The organism is Corallibacter sp. (assembly GCF_048381695.1).
Taxonomy (GTDB): domain Bacteria; phylum Bacteroidota; class Bacteroidia; order Flavobacteriales; family Flavobacteriaceae; genus Corallibacter; species Corallibacter vietnamensis.
Genome location: NZ_JBLXHI010000007.1, coordinates 38,170 through 59,335, shown reverse-complemented (window position 1 = coordinate 59,335; position 21,166 = coordinate 38,170). Strand labels below are relative to the sequence as shown.

The following is a 21,166-nucleotide window of genomic DNA, read 5'->3' as shown; positions in this document are numbered from 1 at the left end:
AAGTAACTATATTTTTCACAAGAACTTACCTGTAAATCAGACGCTTACTTTAAAGTTAGTAATGCTAAAAATGAGTGTATTAACATGGAAAAAAACTTAAAAAAAATTGAAATAAATAATTGCCCTGTCAGAAATGTACTAGATAGATTTGGTGATAAATGGTCTATTTTAATTCTTCTTATACTAAATGAGGAACCTGTTCTACGTTTTAATGAAATACATAAATCTATTGGAGATATTTCACAAAAAATGCTTTCTGTAACATTAAAATCACTAGAAGCAGATGGATTTGTAAGTAGAAAAGTTTACCCACAAATTCCTCCAAAAGTAGAATATCGTCTTACAGCATTAGGGATTAGCTTAATACCACACATAGATAGCTTGACAAAATGGTCTTTACAGAATATGGAAACCATAATGTCAAACAGGAAAGCTTATAAAAATGCTTAATAAAGCACCTTTTTCATAACTCTTGCTTTTGCTACTGTTTCTAACCATTCAGCTTCTGGATTAGAATCTTTGGTGATACCACCTCCAAGATATAAATGCACAGTATCATTATTAAACCATTGCATGCAACGAAGGTTTACAAATAGCTTTGTAGTTGTTTTTACAGTTGCATAAGCATTATTCTCTACATTTCGCCTATTTGTGTTTCTCGTAGACTTTTGTGTTATGTTTAATTCTCCTAAAAAGCCTGTATAAAATGCTCTGTTATATGGTTCATTTTGAATAAGAAAAGCTTTTGCTTCTTGTTTAGGAACTCCGCAAACAGCTGGAGTTGGATGTAACTTTTTTATAATATCTTTTAATCCGGTTTCATTAATTTTACCGGTAATTGTAGATTTAAGATGTAATAAATTACCAGCCTTAATTGTTTCTGGCTCTGAAACTGAAATGTTAGATAACGAATCTTGAAGGTTTTCAACAATATAGTCTGTTACAAACTGTTGCTCAACTTGCTCCTTATTTCCCCAAACAACATCTAAAGAATCTTTGTATTCTTGAGTTCCTGCAAGTGACATTGTAGAAAGTCTGTTATTTGCTACAGACAGTAATGTTTCTGGTGTTGCTCCCAGCCATAATCCTACTTTTGGGTGGTACCAACAATATACAAATGCCGTTGGATAGCTTTGTAACAAGCGCTTAAAAATTGTAATAGGATTTGTTTCTGTTATTGAAACAACTTCCTCTCTAGATATTACAACTTTATCTAAACTTCCTTTATTAATTGTATTTACACCTTTAGCTACAAGTGCTATATGCTCACTGGCAGATAAATCACTATTATGCGTTTTTTCTGGTAACTCATTTGACGAATCAAAACTGTATAGTGTAGAAATACTTTTAGATTGTTCTAACGGAATTAAAACACTTGGCTCTTCATCATTAAAAGGAGCCATAACAAAACCTTTTTCTGTATAATCAGAAATAGTATTAAGTTCATCTGATGTTTGTAAGAATGCCTGAAGCTTTTTTTCGTTAGGCTTTCGGTAACCTACAAAAGGTAATTCACTATTAAAATGTATTGCTAACTGATCAAAAAAATCGGATATAATCATGATTTGTTTTTTGGTAGCGAAATAGTAGATAGTCTACAAACTGATATTAAGTTGTCATGATCATCAGTAACACGAATATCTAATAACTGTGTTGTTCTTCCTTTATGTAAAAAAGTTGCTTTAGCATAAACAAAACCTTCTGTTACACTTTTTAAATGATTGGCTGTAATCTCTATACCACGAATAAATACATCATCTAAATTTGAAAAAATATGAGATGCAAAACTACCTACACTTTCTGCTAAAGCTGCTGTGGCTCCTCCATGCAAAACACCATCTGGTTGATAAACTCTTGAATTTACTGGCATTCTGGCTACTAAAAAGTCTTTTCCAAAATCAACCATTTCAATATGTAATGTCTCCATGAGTGTATTTTTACTTGCAGCATTTGCTTGTGCTAAAACGTCTTCTTTAGTTAGTGGCATAAGTGTTTTTTATTAAATATTGTTAATGTACGTTACCAAGCGTTGTTGTATAAAATACTCCCAACCTTGCTGGCAACTTTCTCTTTTAAATTCAGGTATTGTTGTATCAAAATCTTCAACGGTATTTACGGTAACGATAAGTTGTGTTTCCTTTTTTATTGACTCTAACTGAAACGTTACAAATGCATTTCCTTTTAAACCTTCATAGCGCCAATTGTATACAATTTCATTTTCAGGAATTAGTTGTGTAATTTCCCATAAGTGCATAAAATCTTGGCTTGGTGCTTTTACGTTAAATTTTGTTTTAAAACCTATTTCTGCTTTAAAACTTGGCATGTCTTCAAAAAACCAATGTATCATATGCTCATGTGAAGTAATTACGCTCCAAAGTTCACTTTTTGAAACGCTAAACATTTGAGAAACAATAATATTTTCATCAGTAGTTTTCACAACAATATCTTTTATTGGTTTTACTCGTGAAGGTTCTTTAAAAACCTTAATTTTGATTTTCAGGTAAAAATACAAAACCCTTTACAAAAATGAATTCAACAGAAAAGGAAATCACCTATAAAACATCAAATTCTTACGCCACATTAAACCATTTGAGTAGCACAACTAAAAATGTTTGGTTTGTATGTCACGGCATGGGTTATTTAAGCAGGTACTTTTTAAGATATTTTGAGGGCTTAAACAAAGAAGAAAACTATATTATTGCGCCACAAGCACAAAGTAAATACTATATTCCTCCAAAATTTAGACACGTTGGTGCTAGTTGGTTAACTAAAGAAAATACCGTAAAAGAAACAGAAAATGTTATGCGTTATTTTGATGCGGTTTTAGAGGCTGAAAATATTCCGTTAGATAAAAACCTTATTGTTTTAGGTTATTCGCAAGGTGTAAGCGTAGCGATGCGTTATGTTGCAAAACGCAAACTACAATGCCAACAACTTGTTTTGCATTCTGGTGGAATCCCTAAAGAGCTGACCTCAAGCGATTTTATTTTCTACACAGGTAAAACAACTATGATTTATGGCACTGATGACGAATATCTAAACGAAGAACGCATTGCTTATGAAATAGAACATGCAAAGTCCCTTTTTGGTGATACCGTAAGCATTCATCCTTTTGAAGGCAAACATGTAGTGAATGTAGATTTAATAAAAAGATTAGCATGAATATTCCTCCAATAGAAAACGATCGTGTTAGCTTAACCTTACTCGGTTTAAGCAATTATAAAAAGTTACAAGAGGTTGCTAATGAAAAAGACTTAATTGCCTATTCGCCTAGCGATATTTCTTCTCCTGAAAGCCTGAAAAACTATGTGCAAACTGCTGTTGATGGCTTTTACCATAAAACTATTATTCCGTTTATTATCTACGATAAACAAAAACAGAAATTTGCTGGCAGCACACGTTTTGGTCGCATCAACTGGGACAATAAAACACTACATATTGGTTGGACTTGGATAGGACGCGAGTTTCAAGGTAGCGGACTCAATACCAACATGAAGTTTTTAATGCTGCAATATGCCTTTGAAACTTTAGCATTTGAAAAAGTAGAATTTAGAATAGATGAGCGCAACATACGTTCTAGGAAAGCTGTGGAAAAACTTGGTGCTACACTTGAAGGCATTCTTAGGCGTGATGTAGTTTTAAAAGATGGCTTCCGACGTAATACCTGCTGCTATGGTATTTTAAAAGACGAATGGCCAACTATAAAGCAGACCATTTTTAAAGAGTTTAATTAAAGTTGTTACTCACACGTAGTTCTTACCATTGGCATTGTAGACGTGTATTTAATAGTTGCTCTGTCTTGAAACGCTGTTCCTGAGTCGTTTAATTCTCCATAGCCTTCAATTAAAATAGAATCATTAACCTTAAATGCAACTTCACGCTTACTTTCTACACCTTCTGAAGTAAATGTATATGTTCCTATGAGTTTATCTTCGTTTAGAGTTCCTTGAAATGTACCACTATTTGCATCTTTCTCTTTATAATTATAATCTAAAGTTGCTGTTATACTATCATTTTTAATAGAAGTAACATTAAAAGTCACATGATTTTCTCCCTTACTAAACACATAACAACCTAGTGTAACTTCAGGTTCTGGAGCCTCTTGCTCAACAAGAACTTCTTCCACGTCATACAAGGTTTCTTTAGCCTTATTTTTATCATTTTTGCAAGCAGTCACTAACACAATTATAGAAATCGCGAAATAAAAATTTTTCATCATTCTTTTAATTAAAAGTTAAGGCGTTACGTTTTTAAATCGCATCATTGTGACATCGTCTAAAAGCAAATGTAATTTACCTTCCTCATCAATTGTATAAGCATTTACTTTTTTAATAATATTTTTAAAATGGTTTTCACCTTCGCCACAAAACATCATTGTAGTTGGTCCTGGTTCACCAAAAGAAATACTATTACCATCAATAGTAACACTAGCCGAATATCCATTACACCCACTATTTCCTGTTACTTTTTTTGTGTCTTTATTAAATGTTATTTGTGGTTTCTTATCAGGAAAAAGACCCTCAAAAGCAATTCTTGGACCAGATAAATGCTCCAGTTCCCATTGTGTGTTATACAAAACATCTTCGCTTGAAGATTTTGAAGAATTACAAGAAATAACGGCTATTACAAGCAATGATAAAACGACTATTTTTTTCATGATTTTAGTACTTTTTGGTTACTGCAAGTTAGTGTTTTTTAGAGTAGCAACTTATTTACTTAATGGTTTTAAAAGTAACTAAAAATTGAGTTTATAAAATTTCTCTTTAAATGCTACATGATTAAAACAAATAAAGCGACTTGAGTTAATCCTCAAATCGCTTTTATCTGCATTATAGACAATGGTTTTTTGTCTATTTGTTTAGCCCATGTATTTATCTAAAAAAGCAAGAACTTTCTCTGGATGTCTACCAAAATAGTTATAACCATCTTTAAATCTAAAAGGTGTATTCTCTATCCAATGAAGTTCTTTTTCTTCACTTCCTAAAAGATCAAATGTTTTTTGGCCATCTTCAGGGTTTTTAGTCCAAGCATCGTCTTTTACTTGAATCATAAATACTGGCATTTTTACATTTGGTGCTGCTGTATGTGGTGTCATTTCATCCATTAACCATCCGCCCATTTTTAGTAATTCAAAGTCAACTAAATCTAAATATTGACTTACACCTTGCAATCCAGAAAATGCTTCATAAATGGCTCTCATAGAAACAACCATAGGACTTACCATACATTTTACATTTTCAAACAAATCTGGACGACGACTAATGGCTTCGTATTGCGAATTTCCACCCATACATTGACTATATAAAGCCACTTTCATTTTGCTTAATCTAGGATGATTATCTACATATTGCTTCACACCTGCACAATCTCTCCATTCTAATTGACCAATACCACTTACTCCATTGTTTGATGAACCACTTCTTCCGTGGTTTCTAATATCATAAGCTAAAACATTATATCCAGCATCAGTTAAATGTTTCATTTGTATTACAAAATCAATTTCAACATTATCATATCCGCTAAAAGGTAACCCAAAATGACCTTGAAATCCAGAACGACACATAGGTAACGCGTGATTAAAGATTACTAATTTGTCACTTTCACCTCCTTTTGCCGGAATGTACCAACCATCTAATGGCACACCATCAATACCGTGAAGAAAAACGTCTTCCCAATCTGTCATTCCGTAATCATCAGGTGTTTTATGAATAACACTTCTAAAAGGTTTACAAACATTAGCTAAACCTAATACTTTTTCGTAATCTGCTTCTGAAATTTCATTCAACTGTCTCACAGCATTCTCCATTCGCTCTTTAGACATTCTAGATGTATGTGTAGAAGCTCTTTCGCTTCCTGCTAAATTTACTTGATTTTCCATTGTACTATATTTTTAGATTAACAATACAACAAAGATATAGCCACATGCCCTCCAGATACTTAAACAGATTACTTGAAGACTGAAACAAATTACTGTTTACGAAAAACAGTTGGTGTAACTCCTACTTCTTTTTTAAAAAATCGGGTGAAATATGTTGGGTAATCAAAGCCTAGGCTATAAGCTATTTCGCTAACAGATAATGAAGATTGTTTTAATTTTGTTTTAGCAATTTGTAAAATATAGTGTTGAATATAATTTTGTGCAGATTCACCTGTAAAATGCTTTATAACATCTCCAAAATAGTTTGAAGAAAGGTTTGCTTTTTTTGCAAAATAACTTACTGTTGGTAGTTTTTTAATATCTGTGGTATCGCTAAAATAAGACTCTAAATTTTCGCGAAAATCTTCAACTACATTATTATAAAGTAATCTTCGGGTATCAAACTGTCTTTTGTAATATTTTTCAATGTAGGTTAATATTAAATTAGCATAGGATGTTATAATTTCTTTTGAAAATTGTGTAGTTCTGTATTCTGCATAAGCTTTCTCAAACAAGTCTAACAAAATTACTTTTTCCTCGTCTTTAACAAACAATGCTTCATGACTGTTATAATTCATAAAACTATATCGTTTTGCATAGTTGTCAAAATACTTTGAACTGATTAAGATGTTATAACCTGTCATAGGTTTTTCTAAATCCCATTCTATTGAATTGTTTGGTGCATCAAAATAAAGTAGGGACTCTGCATTATCAAAATCGGTTTGTCCATAGTTCATGTTTTTATCAAAATCCAGTTTAATTGCCAAGAGGTAAAAGTCAATTTTTACTGGTTGGGACTTAAGTGGAACTTTACTTTTATCATCATAAAGTACTATTAAAATATCCTCATCTATAGAGTTGTCTATATTTAGATATTTAGCAAAATCTGGTATGTTATATTTTTCTTTCAATAGCATGCTATATTTTAAGGCAAAAGTTAATGCTTACGAATTAACATCAATTAATTAAAGGTACTTATTTTTTTATGATAAGTAATATGTGCCTTTGTGGTTTAGTAATATTACTTAAATCAATGGTAATAGAAATTATTTCCCTCCAAAGCGTTTTGGCTCTGGTAAAGGAATACGAACGGTTTCGGTTGGTACACTAGGGAATTTGTTGTCCTTCCAATCTTGTTTGGCTTTTTCAATAAGCGCTTTGTCTGAAGCCACAAAATTCCACTCAATAAAACGTTCTTCTGGAAAAGCGTCACCACCAAAAATATACACGGTTGAATTGGCCTCAATTTCAAAAGCACAAAGTGTCGCGTCTTTAGCTACCAAAAGTTGTTTAGGTCCATAAGTATGACCATCGCTAGTAATGCTACCTTCTAGAATATAAAGCGCGCTTTCGCCAAATAAATGTTCGCCAATAGAAACGGTTTTGGTTTCGGTTGTTTTAATTTCGATAAAATACAACGGACTATACACAGGCACAGGCGACTGCTTACCAAAGGCTTTACCTGCTATGAGTTTAAATTGTACGTTGTTGTCTGTCCAACTAGGAATGTCGTTTGCAGAAACGTGTGTAAACGATGGTTCGCATTGCTCATCGGCTTTTGGTAAAGCCACCCAAATTTGTAGTCCATGAAGCATTTTTTTAGAATCTCGTAAACGGTCTGGTGTACGCTCGGTATGTACAACGCCTTTTCCTGCGGTCATCCAGTTTACAGCACCAGGAGTAATTTCCATAGCTGTTCCTAAACTATCACGATGCATTACAGCACCTTCAAACAAAAAGGTTAAGGTAGACAAACCAATATGCGGATGCATCGCAATATCCATATTATCTTGGTCGCTCATACAAGCTGGTCCCATGTGGTCAATAAAAATGAATGGTCCTACCATTCGTTTTTGACGAAAGGGCAACAATCTACCAACAATAAAATTGCCTATGTTAGCTGCGCGTTCTTCAATTATTAATTTGGTATTAGACATATTTTTTGTTGTGTTTAAAATTTATCATAACCCTTAAATTTTGGGTTTACATTTGTGTGTGGTTTCTAACTTCAAAAGGTGCTGGAATGTCTTATTTTGCTAATGACACAGCTAATCCTAGCACAGCAAATATGCCTCCGCCAACCATTCCGCCTATTCCAATTGATATAGCATCTTTTAAGCTTATTTTTTGGGAATCGGTCATGATATTTTACTTTTTTGGATGATTAGCCTAATATAGTTTTTTTATACCTAATAACGTATAATAAAATTTTCTCATCAAAGAATCTTCTTCTCAAAACACACGCTATTTTCTACTCCTGCGTATTGACCGTAATTAGAAATGATGTTATAACCGTTGTGTTTGTAGAGTGCAATGGCCTCTGGTTGTTTAATTCCTGTTTCTAGCTTGCAAGAAGTATAACCCAACGTTTTGGTCCATTGTTCTAGAGCTTTTAAAATTGTAGTAGCAATCCCTTTACCGCGTTGTTCAGGAAATACAAACATTCGTTTTACTTCCATTGAGGTATCATCTAAAGGTTTTATGGCGCCACAACCTACTGCATGATTACCATGATAAGCTACAATGCAATGTTTTAAGGCTTCGATACCATTAAACTGATTGTAAAACTCGTGGTCGTCGCCATCACGAATTTTTAAATCGGCATCTAAATGACTGACTAATGTTATAAAGTCTGAATGTGAAGCGTCTGTATGCTTTAGAGTGATTTCCATACTTTAAAGCTACAAAACTTTTGTTATTAATTGGTTGTTAAACTTTTTACAAACTCTAAATGTTTACTGTTTGCCATTCCATTAGGATTACAACCTAGTTTTCCTTCAGGAATTTCAATACCTAATTCTTCATAATGCTTAATCCAACCTTCGTGAAATACTTTGGTTTCAGGGTTTTTAAAAGTCATAGGCTCTAGCTCAAAAATAGTATCTTCTTTAAACACTTCGTATATATATTCTGAACAATAGAGTCCGTTGTCTTCTAAAATATATGTCGTATTATAAGGTTGACCCAAAAATGTTTTGGCACGATTGAGCGCATTTTCAACCTGATTTGAAGTTATGTTTTTAATTCTGTAAAAATCAGCAACATATTTTACAGTATCAGTTGCTTTCATAAAGGCTTCAAGAGGTTCGTGAACGACACCTTTACCTAAATCGGAATGATAGATGTAAATTGAACCATCTACCACATCACAAACACCAATGTGGCTATAGTTTGTTGCTTTTTGAGTTTGCGTTACATTATTAATTGCTTCAGAAAGCGAACTGCTTGTTGCGCTTCTAAAAACAATATCTCCTGATTGTATTTTGTTTGAATCATTACACGCAAAAACAAAACTTAAAATGAGAACTAGAAAGCTTAACCGTTTCAATACTTCTAAATTAATTTACTTACAATGTCTTTAACAGGTAAAATAGCGTTGGTATGTTCTATACTTGGTCCTGCAACCCAAACCGTTTTGTAAGTGGCCTGTTGTGCTGCTTTTTCAGTGGCTTTCATACCCATATAAAAACGCACCATTTTCACCCATTTTTTAAGCTTTCGGTTTTTGTTAAGCATACGTTCTAACCAAGGTGATTTGGTGCCTATTTTTTTTACATAAGGTGTATTAATTACTGTACAAGGTGTTCCTGAAATACGTTCGGTCATAACAATATCATCAGCACCATAATCTACACAAGCTTGTTTGTACTCATTAGTAACTCCTGCTTCTTCTGAAGCAATAAACGGACTACCAACTGAAACACCTGCAGCTCCATAAGCTAACATGGTATCAACATCGGCTTTAGTTCCTACTCCACCTGCTGAAATAACAGGAATAGATAAATTATCGTTTAACGTTTTTATAAGTGCTTGTGGGTCTATATTTCCACGATGTCCACCAGCTTGATTATTTACAGCCACAACAGCATCAGCACCTAAACTTTCCACTTTTTGACCGAATTTTAAATCGGTTATATCACAAAAAACTTTAATTCCTACAGCATGTGCTTGATTGATGGTTTCTTCAGGACTTCCTAATGAGGTTAAGATAAAATCGCAACCTTCTTCGCACAATACACGCAGTTGGTCTTTAGCTTTCGGATTAGATTTATTCACTATCAAATTAAACCCAAACGAACCGCCTTCTACTTTTGCTGCTTTTAATTCTTTAATTGCTGCTCGTAACTCCTCTAAAGTTCTGTAGTTTAATGCTGGAATGCAACCTGCAATACCACATTTCATAGCTTCTTTAACCATTGCTACATTAGACACCAAAAACATTGGCGCCATAATAATAGGGTGTTTTATATCTAATAACTCTGTTAGCTTTGTACTCATTGTTTGTATATTTTGTCTAACAAATATACTATATTTTTATTATGCATGCATAATATTTTAAGTGAATTATAAAGCAAGCAAAAGAAAAAAACACCCTATTGGTTAAGTTCTTATTTTTCTGGACTGATAATCTGTGGATAGTAATTTTTAAGAAATTCTTTTTGTCTAGCTATCATCTGTTCCCTTAACTTATCTAACTCCATTAAATCCTTTCCAAAATTACTATCAAAAAAAGTATCGTTGAAAAAGCGTTGGTTAAAAAGTGAATCTTGAGAAAAAATAGCACCAAAATTATCATCATTAAATTTTGAAAAGCTAGAATGAAATTTTGATTTAAAAGATTCTATAATACTATCTCTGTCTAAAGAAGACAAATTATTTGAATGGCTACTAGAAGACCATGAATAAATACTATCATACTTAATTAAGTTTCCGTGTTCATCAAACTCTTTATCTACCTTCCAGCTGCCTTTTGGTTTATCATTATTAACATGCTCTTTTAAGTTGCTTAACTCTTTTTTCTCCTCTGAATTTTGTCCATTACAACTTACACACCATGAAAATAACACAAGTAAAAACATATACTTCTTCATAACTAAAAGCCTAAAAAAGTTAAACAAAACTGTATTAAATTCAAGAAGAGATTGTCTATGAACCTCTTCTTGAATATAGTATTAAAACTCTAGAAAAAACACTTAAGATATTTTAATAGTCCTAGCCGGTTTTTGTTTGGCTTCTTCTTTTTTAGGTAAATGAATATTTAAAATACCTTCTGTGTAACTTGCTTGGATTTTATCCTCATCTACTGTTTCAGGTAATGTGAAGGTGCGTTTAAATGATGAGTAACCAAACTCTCTACGCGTGTAATTCGCTTCTTTTTGTTCATTTTCTTGCTTTACTTCAGTAGATATTGATAAAACTTGATTGTCTAAATCTATTTGGAAATCTGATTTTTTAAGTCCAGGAACAGCCATTTCAACATAATAAGCGTCTGCTGTTTCTCTAATATTTACCTTTGGTAAGGTAATTCCAGTATTAAAGTTGGAAGTGAAAACCGAAGGTAATTCTCTATTAAATAAATCATCTAACCAATTAGACCATGTTGGGAAGTTTAAATTTGAATTTGTAGTTGCTAAACTTCCATTTTTTGGACCAGTTACTAAATTGCTCATAATTAAAAAATTTAAGTTAAACATTATTTCAAATTTGAAATCTAATCTGATTTCATGATGCTATATTTCAAAAAAAATACCAAAATGAATATTTGTCATTTATTTTAACATTTCATTTGCTAAACCAACTGATTTAAAAAACTTTACACACAAAAACATTGTCAATTTGACATTTTAAACATGCTAATAATTAGTTAGTCTATAATGAACTACCCAAGCTTATAGTAACCACATTTTAAGTAAGCACCTTCTGGAAACCCAATTGGATGATCGCTATCGTGTTGAGTTTTTAACTGTAATTGAAATGGTCTGCCTGCTTGTTTTAAAGCTTGCGAATTAATATCAAAAAAGGCTTGATACTGAACTCTTGACGAACAAGAAGCCAATACTAACATACCTTTTTTAGCAGTTAACTGTTCTCCCAACACAGCTAATTGCGCATACTTTTTCTTGGCTAATGCTATTTCTGATGCTTGTTTGGCAAAACTTGGAGGATCTATCACTACTACATCAAAGGTTTTACCTACATTAATCAGTTTTTGCATTTCGTCAAAAGCATCGCCTGCAATGGTTTTATGAATCCCTGAATAGGTGTTTAGCTTCCCGTTTTCAATAGCAATTTCTAGGGCTTGCTCACTAATATCTAAACTTGTTACTTCTGTAGCATCATTAGCCAAAGCATGTATCGAAAATCCGCCAGCATACGAAAATACGTCTAACACTGTTTTCCTTTGACTTAACTCTCCTACGCGTTTTCGGTTATCGCGATGATCTAAAAAATAACCAGTTTTATGACCTTTAATAACGTTTGCCGAAAAATTTACGCCATGCTCTACAAACTGAACAACTTCATTTTCTAACGTTCCAAAAACTACATCGCCATCTTTTAATTGGTGATTAGATGAATTTTCCAGACTTCTGCTTAATCTAACAACTACAGTTTCTGCATTAGAAATTTGCTGTAAACTAGGAATAATAGTTTCTATGTAAGGTAGCCAGATTTCAGAATATAATTTAACGACCAAAACTTTGTCATACACATCTGCAATTAACCCAGGAAATCCATCATTTTCGCCAAACAATAAGCGGTAGCTATTGGTTGTGGTTTGTAATAAATCTAATCGTTTTTCAAAAGCGGTATCAATCTTTTGCTTAAAAAAAGCTGTATTAATTTCAGCTTTTTCCATGCCACTATGTAGCATTTTAATACGAATTGGTGATGACGCATCGTACAAGCCTAAACCAATAACTTTATTTTTATTCTTATTGAAAATAATTGCCAAATCACCAGTTTTTGCATCGTCATTTATCTTAACAATACTGTTAGAAAACACCCAAGGATGCGCGTTTAAAACAAACTGCTCGCCTTTTGCAGTGAGTTTTACAGCTAATCGTTTAGGTTGATACGTTGATTGAATTTTTGGTGAAAATGGCATATATAATTTTTATATAAAAGTAAGTGTTTGAAAATAAAAAAAACAATCAAGCAGATGATTGTTTTTTACATAATATGTGTTGAGTTTCGTAAAATTCACTAGATAAACCCAGAAAATAAAAACCTTATAACTCCTGCATGATTTCAGAAAAAATACGATATGACGCAACCCTATCTTGATGGTCGTAAATATGCGAAACAGCAATTAACTCATCTACTTTGGTTTCTTCTAAAAATTGCTTTGTTTTAGATTTTACTGTAGCCTTATCTCCTATAAAGCTATAATGTGTCATTTGCTGTACTTTAGGATGGTTAATAACATCTCGCATTTCTGGCGTTATAACACTTGGAGCTTTTACATAATCGATATTTCCTGTAAGTACACCCAAAATCATTTGATACATTGATGACGATAACGTATCTGCCATCTCATTAGTTTCGGCTGCAATTACACCAATTCCTGCCATAGTATAGGGTGTTTTTAAATATGCAGAAGGCTTAAAGTTTTGACGATAAATGTTTAGAGCTTCTTTTAACTGTGCTGGTGCAAAGTGACTAGCAAACACATAAGGCAGTCCTTTTTTTGCAGCAACATAAGCACTATCTGTACTAGAACCCAATATATATAACGGCACATGTACACCTTCCGAAACATATGAACGAACTTTACCTCTGTAAGAACTTGTGAAAAAATTCTGAATTCGACTCACTTCATCAGGAAATTGATATACAGCTGTCATTCTATCAGACCTGATAGCTTGAGCTGTTTCCTGATCGGTTCCTGGAGCACGACCTAAGCCTAAATCAATTCGATTAGGATATAAGTTACCTAAAGTACCAAACTGCTCTGCAACAATTAGTGGCGAATGATTAGGCAACATAATACCACCAGAACCTACACGTATTTTTTCTGTACCTCCAGCAATGTGACCAATTAACACTGAAGTTGCTGAACTTGCAATACTTTTCATATTATGATGTTCGGCAAGCCAAAAACGATGATATCCCATTTTTTCAGCTTGTTGTGCTAAATCTAAACTGTTAGCAAAAGTATCTTGAATAGTAGTATTTTCTGCTACAGTAGCCAATTCTAATATAGAATAAGGAATTTGTCTTTTCATATTTTTTTGGGGATAAAAAAGCGCAACCATGACTGATTGCGCTTTTTCAAATGTTATGATAGTTATGCTTATTTCACTTCTTCGAAATCTACATCTTCTACATCGCTACCTTCGTTAGATGCTCCTGCATCACCTTGAGGTTGCTCTGCTCCTGCTGCACCTTGTTGTGCTTCAGCTTGTGCTTTGTACATTTCTTCGCTAGCTACTTTCCAAGCTTCGTTTATTTTTTCTAAAGCTGGATCAATTACTGCGATATCTTTTGTTTCGTAAGCTTTCTTCAATTCTTCAAGTGCTTCTTCAATTGGTTTCTTTTTATCATCAGATAATTTGTCACCAAATTCTTTTAGCTGACTTTCAGTTTGGAAAATCATAGCGTCAGCACTGTTTAATTTATCAGCAGTTTCTTTTGCTTTTGCATCAGCTTCAGCATTTGCTTCTGCTTCTTGCTTCATCTTTTGGATTTCATCTTCTGTTAATCCTGAAGACGCTTCAATTCTGATATCTTGAGATTTACCAGTTGCTTTATCAGTCGCAGATACTTTAATGATACCATTAGCATCAATATCAAACGTTACTTCAATTTGTGGAGTACCACGTTTTGCTGGTGGAATACCATCTAAATGGAAACGACCAATTGTTTTGTTGTCTGCTGCCATAGGACGCTCACCTTGTAATACGTGAATTTCTACTGATGGCTGATTATCTGCAGCTGTTGAGAATACTTGACTTTTCTTTGTTGGAATAGTTGTATTCGCTTCAATTAACTTGGTCATTACGTTACCCATAGTTTCAATACCAAGAGATAATGGTGTTACGTCTAATAAAAGTACGTCTTTTACATCTCCTGTTAATACACCACCTTGGATTCCAGCTCCTAATGATACAACTTCGTCTGGGTTTACACCTTTACTTGGTTTTTTACCAAAGAATTTTTCTACAGCTTCTTGTACTGCAGGAATACGTGTAGAACCACCAACTAAAATAACTTCGTCAATATCACTTTTACTTAAACCTGCTGCTTTTAATGCAGACTCACATGGCTCAATAGTACGTTTTACTAAATCGTCAATTAATTGCTCAAATTTAGAACGTGTTAATGTACGTACCAAGTGCTTTGGTCCACTAGCTGTAGCTGTTACGTAAGGTAAGTTGATTTCTGTTTGTGCAGAAGATGATAATTCAATCTTTGCTTTTTCAGCAGCTTCTTTAAGACGTTGTAAAGCCATTGGGTCTTTACGTAAGTCCATTCCTTCTTCAGCATTAAATTCATCTGCTAACCAGTTAATGATTTTCTCATCAACATCATCACCACCTAAATGCGTATCTCCATCTGTTGATAATACTTCAAAAACGCCATCTCCTAGTTCAAGAATAGACACGTCATGTGTACCACCACCAAAGTCAAATACTACGATTTTTTGATCTTGTCCTTTTTTATCTAATCCGTAAGCTAAAGCTGCTGCAGTTGGTTCGTTTATAATTCTACGAACTTTTAGTCCTGCGATTTCACCAGCTTCTTTTGTTGCTTGACGTTGTGAGTCATTAAAGTAAGCAGGAACTGTAATTACAGCTTCACTTACATCTTGACCTAAATAATCTTCAGCAGTTTTCTTCATTTTTTGAAGAATCATTGCTGATAATTCTTGAGGTGTATATAAACGACCATCAATATCAACTCTTGGTGTATCGTTATCACCTTTTACTACTTTATAAGGTACGCGTTCTGCTTCATTTTTTGATTCAGAATATTTGTTACCCATAAAACGTTTGATAGAATAAACCGTTTTTGTTGGGTTTGTTACTGCTTGACGTTTTGCTGGGTCACCAACTTTAATTTCACCACCTTCTACGAAAGCGATTACAGATGGTGTTGTACGCTTACCTTCTGCGTTAGGAATTACAACTGGCTCATTACCTTCCATTACAGAAACACAAGAGTTTGTTGTACCTAAATCGATTCCAATAATTTTACTCATAATTTGTTTTTATTTGTTTTTAAGATTTCCGCTTTCACGGAAACGTTGTGTTCAATTTTTAATTCGGTTTGTATAAGTCAATGATTGTGCCATGACAAAAAATATGACACGATGTCAGATTTCATAATAAAAACCCAATAATACTGTTTAGATTACAAGTGATTTGTAACTTTATAAAAAATTAAAAAAACAGATTACACATGAAAAAACTTATCGCAATACTATGCCTGACTGTAACCTTAACTGCTTGTGAAGGAGATCAAGGCCCACAAGGACTTCCTGGAATTAATGGTGACGAATATGCTGCATTATCTTATGAGGTTGATAATATTGATTTTGAATATTTTAATGATACTGGTTTACAAGAAGCCATTGTACCACTACCTTATGATATATTAGATAGTGATGTAGTTTTAGTTTATAGACTAGAAGGTATTGTTGATATTGATGGACAACCTACTGAAACTTGGTCTCCACTTCCTCAAAACTTTTTTATAAGTGATACAGATACAATTCAATATATATTTAACCACACATACGCAGATGTACAATTACTAATTGATGGTAACTTTGATCTTTCTACATTAGCGGCATCTTACACACAAAATCAAGTTTTTAGAATTGTTATTTTACCTGCTGATGCTTTAAGTAAAACAAACACATCCAATTTGAATTCTGTAATAAACACTTATGACATCAAAGAGTTTGTAAAACTCTAAAAAGACAGTGTTATAACATAAGGTAGAAACCTCTTTTTTATTGCTATTCTTCAAGAACAAAATGTATATTTGCGGCAAACCCTAAAACGTTTTCGTACATGGAGTGTATTTCCGTTTTTGATATGTTAAAAATAGGCGTTGGGCCTTCTAGTTCTCATACATTAGGACCTTGGCGCGCTGCTGAACGTTGGATTAAAGAATTAAAAGATAAAAACAGATTTGATAAAGTTGAAAAAATATCTGTTGACTTGTATGGTTCTTTATCCTTAACAGGAAAAGGTCATGCTACAGATTATGCTGTTATGCTAGGGTTAAGCGGTGCTGATCCTGAACGTATTCCTGTTGATACTATTGATGTCATTATTGCAGCTATTAAAAACACAAACACGCTTTTATTTAATAACGAAAAGCCTATAGCGTTTGATACAAAAACAAATATAACTTTCAATAAGAAGTTTTTGCCTTTTCATGCCAATGCTTTAACATTTACAGCAACCATAAATGGCAGAAACTACAAGTCTACATACTACTCCATTGGAGGCGGATTTGTTGTACAAGAAGAACGAAAAGTTGCTAAAGCCAATAAAATTATCTTTTATTGTACATTTCCTTATCCTATTGAAAATGGTGTTCAACTTTTAGATTTCTGCAACCAACTACAATTACCAATATCTGGTGTTGTTTGGGAAAACGAAAAATCTATTAGAGAAGAAAACTCTATAAACTTTGAGTTAGAAAGAATTTGGAATACCATGCTAGAATGCATGTATGTAGGCTGTCACACCGAAGGAAATTTGCCTGGTGGTTTAAACGTGCGCAGGCGCGCTTATGATATGCACCAAAAACTTAAAGGTGATTTACCCTATGAAACACCTCAAGAGTGGCTGCAAGTTATTAGAAAAACAGAAGTAAAGTTTAGACAAATATTAAAATGGGTAAGCTGTTTTGCTCTTGCTGTAAATGAGGTAAATGCCTCATTAGGTCGTGTTGTTACAGCTCCAACTAATGGTAGCGCTGGTGTGATACCTTCGGTATTAATGTACTATATGGTTATTGAAAACCATGAAGCTGATTTTGAACATGTAAAACGTTTTTTAATGGTTGCTGGAGAAATTGGCAGTATCTTTAAAAAAGGGGCTACTATTAGTGCGGCTATGGGCGGTTGTCAAGCTGAAATTGGAGTATCATCAGCAATGGCTGCTGGAGCTTTGTGTGAATTACTTGGAGGAACTCCTGAACAAGTTCTAGTTGCTGCCGAAATCGCTATGGAACATCATTTAGGGCTAACTTGTGACCCAATTGGAGGTTTGGTACAAGTGCCTTGTATAGAACGTAATTCTATGGGAGCTATAAAAGCTATTAATGCAGCTGAATTAGCTTTAGACACTGACCCAAATAATGTAAAAGTTCCGCTTGATAAAGTGGTAAATACTATGTGGGAAACTGCAAAAGATATGAATTCTAAATACAAAGAAACCAGTGAAGGTGGTTTAGCTGTTGGTGTTAATTTAGTAGATTGTTAAAATTAATCTTGACAACCTGCTCGTCTTCGTGTGTCTATTAAATAACTAATTTTCCAAGTGCCGTTATCATTAAACAGTTGAAACGAATTAACACCGCAATGGCTAAAACTGTCGTTAAACCAAAACTCGTAAGGCGTCCAAACATGTGCCATATTGCCGTCTACCTGAATTTTATAATCCAATAACTTTTCTTTCCATTTTTGATTTGCTGGTCTAGCTCCTATTACTTTCAAAAAATCTTGCATACTTTCTGTACCTAACAATGTTTTTCCTTCTTTGTTTTTGGTAACAGTTTGAGTAATAACCTTATTGGCTAATACTGATTTCATAAGTAGTGTATCACCTTTATGAAAGCCTTCAAAAAAAGTATCTATAGAATTTTTTACCTGTGTTTCAACATCTACAGAGTTTTGTCCAATAGCCGTTGTCACTATCAAAAAAGCAATAAAACGTATTATTCTTGTCATAATCTTAATTTTTGAAGATCTAAAATAAATTATCAATAGTTGTTTTCAGTTGAAATAAGGAAAAGTTTAACATTATACGCGTTGAATTTCTTAATTTTACAGTCCAATTTTTAAACACACAATATGTCAGTAGCAAAAAAAGAATATAAAAGAATCACAGTCAAGACATTAGTTGACATGAAGTCTAAAGGCGAGAAAATATCTATGCTTACAGCTTATGATTATACCATGGCAAAGATTGTTGATGGCGCTGGCGTTGATGTTATTTTGGTTGGTGATTCTGCTAGTAATGTTATGGCTGGTCATGAAACAACATTACCTATTACTTTAGATCAAATGATTTATCATGCATCTTCAGTTATTAGAGCTATAAATAGAGCTTTAGTTGTAGTTGATTTACCTTTTGGTAGTTACCAAAGTGATCCTAAAGAAGCGTTGCGATCTGCTATTAGAATAATGAAAGAATCAGGAGGTCATGCCGTAAAATTAGAAGGAGGTAAAGAGATTAAAGAATCTATAAAGCGTATACTGAATGCAGGAATTCCTGTTATGGGACATTTAGGTTTAACACCGCAATCAATATATAAATTCGGAACTTACACAGTAAGAGCTAAAGAGGAAGCCGAAGCTAAAAAATTAAAAGAAGATGCTTTAATGCTTGAAAAAGCTGGATGTTTTGCTATTGTATTAGAAAAAATACCTGCAAAATTAGCAAAAGAAGTTGCAGAAAGCGTGAGTATTCCCGTTATAGGCATTGGAGCTGGAAATGGTGTTGACGGTCAAGTTTTAGTTGTTCATGATATGCTAGGAATGACTTATGAGTTTCAACCTAGATTTTTACGTCGTTACATGAACTTATATGATGATATGACTACAGCTATCACGCAATACGTTGATGATGTTAAAGCTGTTGATTTCCCTAGTGATTCAGAACAATATTAAATTATTATTTCATATTTTTTTGATTATCTAATTAGAATCAAAAGACATTCTAAAAAAGTTTAATCCCTTAAAAAAAACAATGAAACTACGCTCTAACAAAGATAATCTTCAAGTTTTATACGAAGACAATCATATCATTATTGTTAATAAACGTGCTGGTGATATTGTTCAAGGTGATAAAACTGGAGACAAGCCCCTATCTGAAGTTGTAAAAAGTTATATTAAAGAAAAATACAATAAACCCGGAAATGTATATCTAGGTGTTGTGCATAGACTTGACAGACCTACAACAGGTATTGTTATGTTTGCAAAAACAAGCAAAGCACTGCCTAGACTAAACAAATTATTTTCTGAAAAAAAGGCGACAAAAACCTATTGGGCACTTGTAAAAAACAAACCAAAAAAAGCAAACGACACGCTAATACATTGGTTAAAAAAGAACCCTAAAAACAATAAATCTACAGCTTATATAAAAGAAACTTCTGATAGTAAAAAAGCTATTCTACACTATAAAACACTCAAAGCTTTAGATAATTATTATTTATTAGAAATTTCACTTGAAACAGGAAGACATCACCAAATACGTGTGCAACTATCTAGCATAGATTGTCCTATTAAAGGTGATTTAAAATATGGTTTTGACCGAAGCAACAAAGATGGTAGTATCAGTCTACATGCAAGACAATTAGAATTCACTCACCCTGTTAAAAATGAAGCCATTAAGGTGATTGCTCCTTTACCAAATGATCCTGTATGGGATGCTTGTTTATAAAGCTAGATACTTGAATTTTTATAAGGATAATTTACCGTTAGCTTTGTTCCTTTATTTATTTCAGAATCAATTTGAAATGTAGCGTTTATTAAATTCGCCCTATTTTTCATATTAATTAATCCAGAACCTAGTTTAGCTGCTTTTATATCAAAACCAACGCCATCATCAACAGCTTTAATAAGTAAACTATCTTTATTGTAGTTTAAAACAAGAGTTAGCGTTCCTGCTTTTGCGTATTTTATAGTATTTGAAATAAACTCTTGTATAATTCTAAATAAGATGATACTATCTTTATTTTTAGGAAACAAGGTTTTATCTCCTAACACTTGAAGCTCTGTTTTTAAAAGGTTTAATTTATTTAAACGATCAACTTCATTTTGTACAGATTGTTGAAAACCTCTATTAACAATCACGTCACTGTTTAATGATTTTGAAAGTGCTCTCACCTCGCTCAAGCTATCTTTTACCACATTTTTTGTTTCAGTAAATTGGTCTTTTATATCTTGATTAATCTGCATACTCATAATGCTTAACTGCATATTTGCAACAGATAATAATTGACCAATATTATCATGTAGTTCTTGCCCTATGTTTTTGAGCGTTTGCTCTTGAATCTCAATTTGTGTATTAGAAAGTTCTTCTTCAAAAGCCTGTTGTTGCTTTATTTTATCTAATAATAATTTATTTTTTCGCTTTTGAAAAACTATAAAGATTATAATAATAAGAGAACATACAATAAGCAAAACGCCAATCATATAAACTAATAGATATCTTTCTGCTGCTGTACTAACTAATCGTTCTCCGGATTGCACCATAATAAAGCAAAAGTAAACATTAAATACAT

25 protein-coding genes are annotated in these 21,166 nt (G+C 33.1%); 7 read left to right on the top strand and 18 right to left on the bottom strand.

Annotated elements, in window-relative coordinates; all coding sequences use genetic code 11:
- The first annotated feature begins 84 nt into the window (after positions 1 to 84).
- The gene (locus ACN5J3_RS10480; RefSeq protein ID WP_262733378.1) at positions 85 to 450 is read left to right on the top strand and encodes a winged helix-turn-helix transcriptional regulator; all 366 of its coding nucleotides are present in this window, start codon (positions 85 to 87) and stop codon (positions 448 to 450) included.
- Here ACN5J3_RS10480 and ACN5J3_RS10475 read toward each other — a convergent pair.
- Genes ACN5J3_RS10475 through ACN5J3_RS10465 form a run of 3 tightly spaced genes read right to left on the bottom strand, consistent with a single transcriptional unit; the run spans position 447 to position 2,437 of the window.
- Complete coding sequence (locus tag ACN5J3_RS10475; RefSeq protein WP_418511721.1) at positions 447 to 1,562, bottom strand: chorismate-binding protein; 1,116 nt, start codon at positions 1,560 to 1,562, stop codon at positions 447 to 449. The two genes, ACN5J3_RS10480 and ACN5J3_RS10475, sit on opposite strands and share 4 nt — an antisense overlap.
- Entirely contained in the window at positions 1,559 to 1,987 is a 429-nt protein-coding gene (locus ACN5J3_RS10470; protein WP_418511720.1) for a PaaI family thioesterase, read from the bottom strand. The genes ACN5J3_RS10475 and ACN5J3_RS10470 overlap by 4 nt, the downstream gene beginning before the upstream one ends.
- A gap of 12 nt (positions 1,988 to 1,999) precedes the next feature.
- Positions 2,000 to 2,437: an SRPBCC domain-containing protein gene (locus tag ACN5J3_RS10465; protein WP_418511719.1), complete on the bottom strand. Its 438-nt coding sequence runs from the start codon at positions 2,435 to 2,437 to the stop codon at positions 2,000 to 2,002.
- A gap of 89 nt (positions 2,438 to 2,526) precedes the next feature.
- On the opposite strand from ACN5J3_RS10465, the gene ACN5J3_RS10460 reads away from it, so the two are divergent.
- Both ACN5J3_RS10460 and ACN5J3_RS10455 read left to right on the top strand, forming a co-directional pair.
- Positions 2,527 to 3,162 carry an alpha/beta hydrolase gene (locus tag ACN5J3_RS10460; protein WP_418511718.1) on the top strand — a complete coding sequence of 212 codons (636 nt, stop codon included), beginning with the start codon at positions 2,527 to 2,529 and terminating at the stop codon, positions 3,160 to 3,162.
- Complete coding sequence (locus ACN5J3_RS10455; protein ID WP_418511717.1) at positions 3,159 to 3,734, top strand: GNAT family N-acetyltransferase; 576 nt, start codon at positions 3,159 to 3,161, stop codon at positions 3,732 to 3,734. The genes ACN5J3_RS10460 and ACN5J3_RS10455 overlap by 4 nt, the downstream gene beginning before the upstream one ends.
- 5 nt (positions 3,735 to 3,739) lie before the next feature.
- Here the strand turns inward: ACN5J3_RS10455 and ACN5J3_RS10450 are convergent, their stop codons facing one another.
- The 13 genes from ACN5J3_RS10450 to dnaK form a co-directional block, all read right to left on the bottom strand.
- Complete coding sequence (locus ACN5J3_RS10450; protein ID WP_418511716.1) at positions 3,740 to 4,219, bottom strand: hypothetical protein; 480 nt, start codon at positions 4,217 to 4,219, stop codon at positions 3,740 to 3,742.
- 15 nt (positions 4,220 to 4,234) lie between these two features.
- Positions 4,235 to 4,657, bottom strand: a complete 423-nt coding sequence (locus tag ACN5J3_RS10445; RefSeq protein ID WP_418511715.1) for an META domain-containing protein — start codon at positions 4,655 to 4,657, stop codon at positions 4,235 to 4,237.
- Positions 4,658 to 4,858: 201 nt separating this feature from the next.
- Positions 4,859 to 5,878 (bottom strand): alpha/beta hydrolase family protein, encoded by a 1,020-nt coding sequence (locus tag ACN5J3_RS10440; RefSeq protein ID WP_131506570.1) that lies wholly within the window; start codon positions 5,876 to 5,878, stop codon positions 4,859 to 4,861.
- Positions 5,879 to 5,967: 89 nt separating this feature from the next.
- Entirely contained in the window at positions 5,968 to 6,834 is an 867-nt protein-coding gene (locus ACN5J3_RS10435; RefSeq protein WP_418511714.1) for a helix-turn-helix domain-containing protein, read from the bottom strand.
- Positions 6,835 to 6,963: 129 nt separating this feature from the next.
- The gene (locus tag ACN5J3_RS10430; RefSeq protein ID WP_418511713.1) at positions 6,964 to 7,854 is read right to left on the bottom strand and encodes a pirin family protein; all 891 of its coding nucleotides are present in this window, start codon (positions 7,852 to 7,854) and stop codon (positions 6,964 to 6,966) included.
- A 279-nt stretch (positions 7,855 to 8,133) separates the two neighbouring features.
- A complete protein-coding gene (locus tag ACN5J3_RS10425; protein WP_262733388.1) occupies positions 8,134 to 8,589 on the bottom strand; it encodes a GNAT family N-acetyltransferase in 456 nt (151 codons plus the stop codon).
- A 26-nt stretch (positions 8,590 to 8,615) separates the two neighbouring features.
- Complete coding sequence (locus tag ACN5J3_RS10420) at positions 8,616 to 9,245, bottom strand: YiiX/YebB-like N1pC/P60 family cysteine hydrolase (RefSeq protein ID WP_418511712.1); 630 nt, start codon at positions 9,243 to 9,245, stop codon at positions 8,616 to 8,618.
- Positions 9,246 to 9,250: 5 nt separating this feature from the next.
- Positions 9,251 to 10,195, bottom strand: a complete 945-nt coding sequence (locus ACN5J3_RS10415; RefSeq protein WP_418511711.1) for an NAD(P)H-dependent flavin oxidoreductase — start codon at positions 10,193 to 10,195, stop codon at positions 9,251 to 9,253.
- 110 nt (positions 10,196 to 10,305) lie between these two features.
- Complete coding sequence (locus ACN5J3_RS10410; RefSeq protein ID WP_417291152.1) at positions 10,306 to 10,788, bottom strand: hypothetical protein; 483 nt, start codon at positions 10,786 to 10,788, stop codon at positions 10,306 to 10,308.
- Positions 10,789 to 10,890: 102 nt separating this feature from the next.
- A complete protein-coding gene (locus ACN5J3_RS10405; protein WP_418511710.1) occupies positions 10,891 to 11,367 on the bottom strand; it encodes an Hsp20/alpha crystallin family protein in 477 nt (158 codons plus the stop codon).
- Between the two features lie 209 nt (positions 11,368 to 11,576).
- Positions 11,577 to 12,803, bottom strand: coding sequence for a class I SAM-dependent rRNA methyltransferase (locus tag ACN5J3_RS10400; protein ID WP_418511708.1), 1,227 nt, complete (start codon positions 12,801 to 12,803; stop codon positions 11,577 to 11,579).
- Between the two features lie 124 nt (positions 12,804 to 12,927).
- Positions 12,928 to 13,923 carry an LLM class flavin-dependent oxidoreductase gene (locus ACN5J3_RS10395; RefSeq protein ID WP_418511706.1) on the bottom strand — a complete coding sequence of 332 codons (996 nt, stop codon included), beginning with the start codon at positions 13,921 to 13,923 and terminating at the stop codon, positions 12,928 to 12,930.
- A gap of 68 nt (positions 13,924 to 13,991) precedes the next feature.
- Positions 13,992 to 15,899 (bottom strand): molecular chaperone DnaK, encoded by a 1,908-nt coding sequence (gene dnaK, locus ACN5J3_RS10390; protein WP_129760260.1) that lies wholly within the window; start codon positions 15,897 to 15,899, stop codon positions 13,992 to 13,994.
- A 200-nt stretch (positions 15,900 to 16,099) separates the two neighbouring features.
- Here dnaK and ACN5J3_RS10385 point away from each other — a divergent pair, with 200 nt between their 5' ends.
- Together ACN5J3_RS10385 and ACN5J3_RS10380 are read left to right on the top strand one after the other, a co-directional pair.
- Positions 16,100 to 16,618, top strand: a complete 519-nt coding sequence (locus tag ACN5J3_RS10385; protein WP_418511705.1) for a collagen-like protein — start codon at positions 16,100 to 16,102, stop codon at positions 16,616 to 16,618.
- A 98-nt stretch (positions 16,619 to 16,716) separates the two neighbouring features.
- A complete protein-coding gene (locus ACN5J3_RS10380) occupies positions 16,717 to 18,141 on the top strand; it encodes an L-serine ammonia-lyase (RefSeq protein WP_418511704.1) in 1,425 nt (474 codons plus the stop codon).
- Positions 18,142 to 18,143: 2 nt separating this feature from the next.
- Here ACN5J3_RS10380 and ACN5J3_RS10375 read toward each other — a convergent pair whose 3' ends face one another.
- Positions 18,144 to 18,608: a nuclear transport factor 2 family protein gene (locus ACN5J3_RS10375; RefSeq protein WP_418511703.1), complete on the bottom strand. Its 465-nt coding sequence runs from the start codon at positions 18,606 to 18,608 to the stop codon at positions 18,144 to 18,146.
- 123 nt (positions 18,609 to 18,731) lie between these two features.
- Between ACN5J3_RS10375 and panB the strand changes: the two genes are divergently transcribed.
- Both panB and ACN5J3_RS10365 read left to right on the top strand, forming a co-directional pair.
- The gene (panB, locus tag ACN5J3_RS10370) at positions 18,732 to 19,550 is read left to right on the top strand and encodes a 3-methyl-2-oxobutanoate hydroxymethyltransferase (RefSeq protein ID WP_344730915.1); all 819 of its coding nucleotides are present in this window, start codon (positions 18,732 to 18,734) and stop codon (positions 19,548 to 19,550) included.
- A 79-nt stretch (positions 19,551 to 19,629) separates the two neighbouring features.
- The gene (locus tag ACN5J3_RS10365; RefSeq protein WP_418511702.1) at positions 19,630 to 20,322 is read left to right on the top strand and encodes an RluA family pseudouridine synthase; all 693 of its coding nucleotides are present in this window, start codon (positions 19,630 to 19,632) and stop codon (positions 20,320 to 20,322) included.
- A gap of 2 nt (positions 20,323 to 20,324) precedes the next feature.
- On the opposite strand, the gene ACN5J3_RS10360 is transcribed toward ACN5J3_RS10365, so the two are convergent.
- The gene (locus ACN5J3_RS10360) at positions 20,325 to 21,137 is read right to left on the bottom strand and encodes a sensor histidine kinase (protein WP_418511701.1); all 813 of its coding nucleotides are present in this window, start codon (positions 21,135 to 21,137) and stop codon (positions 20,325 to 20,327) included.
- Positions 21,138 to 21,166 lie beyond the last annotated feature (29 nt).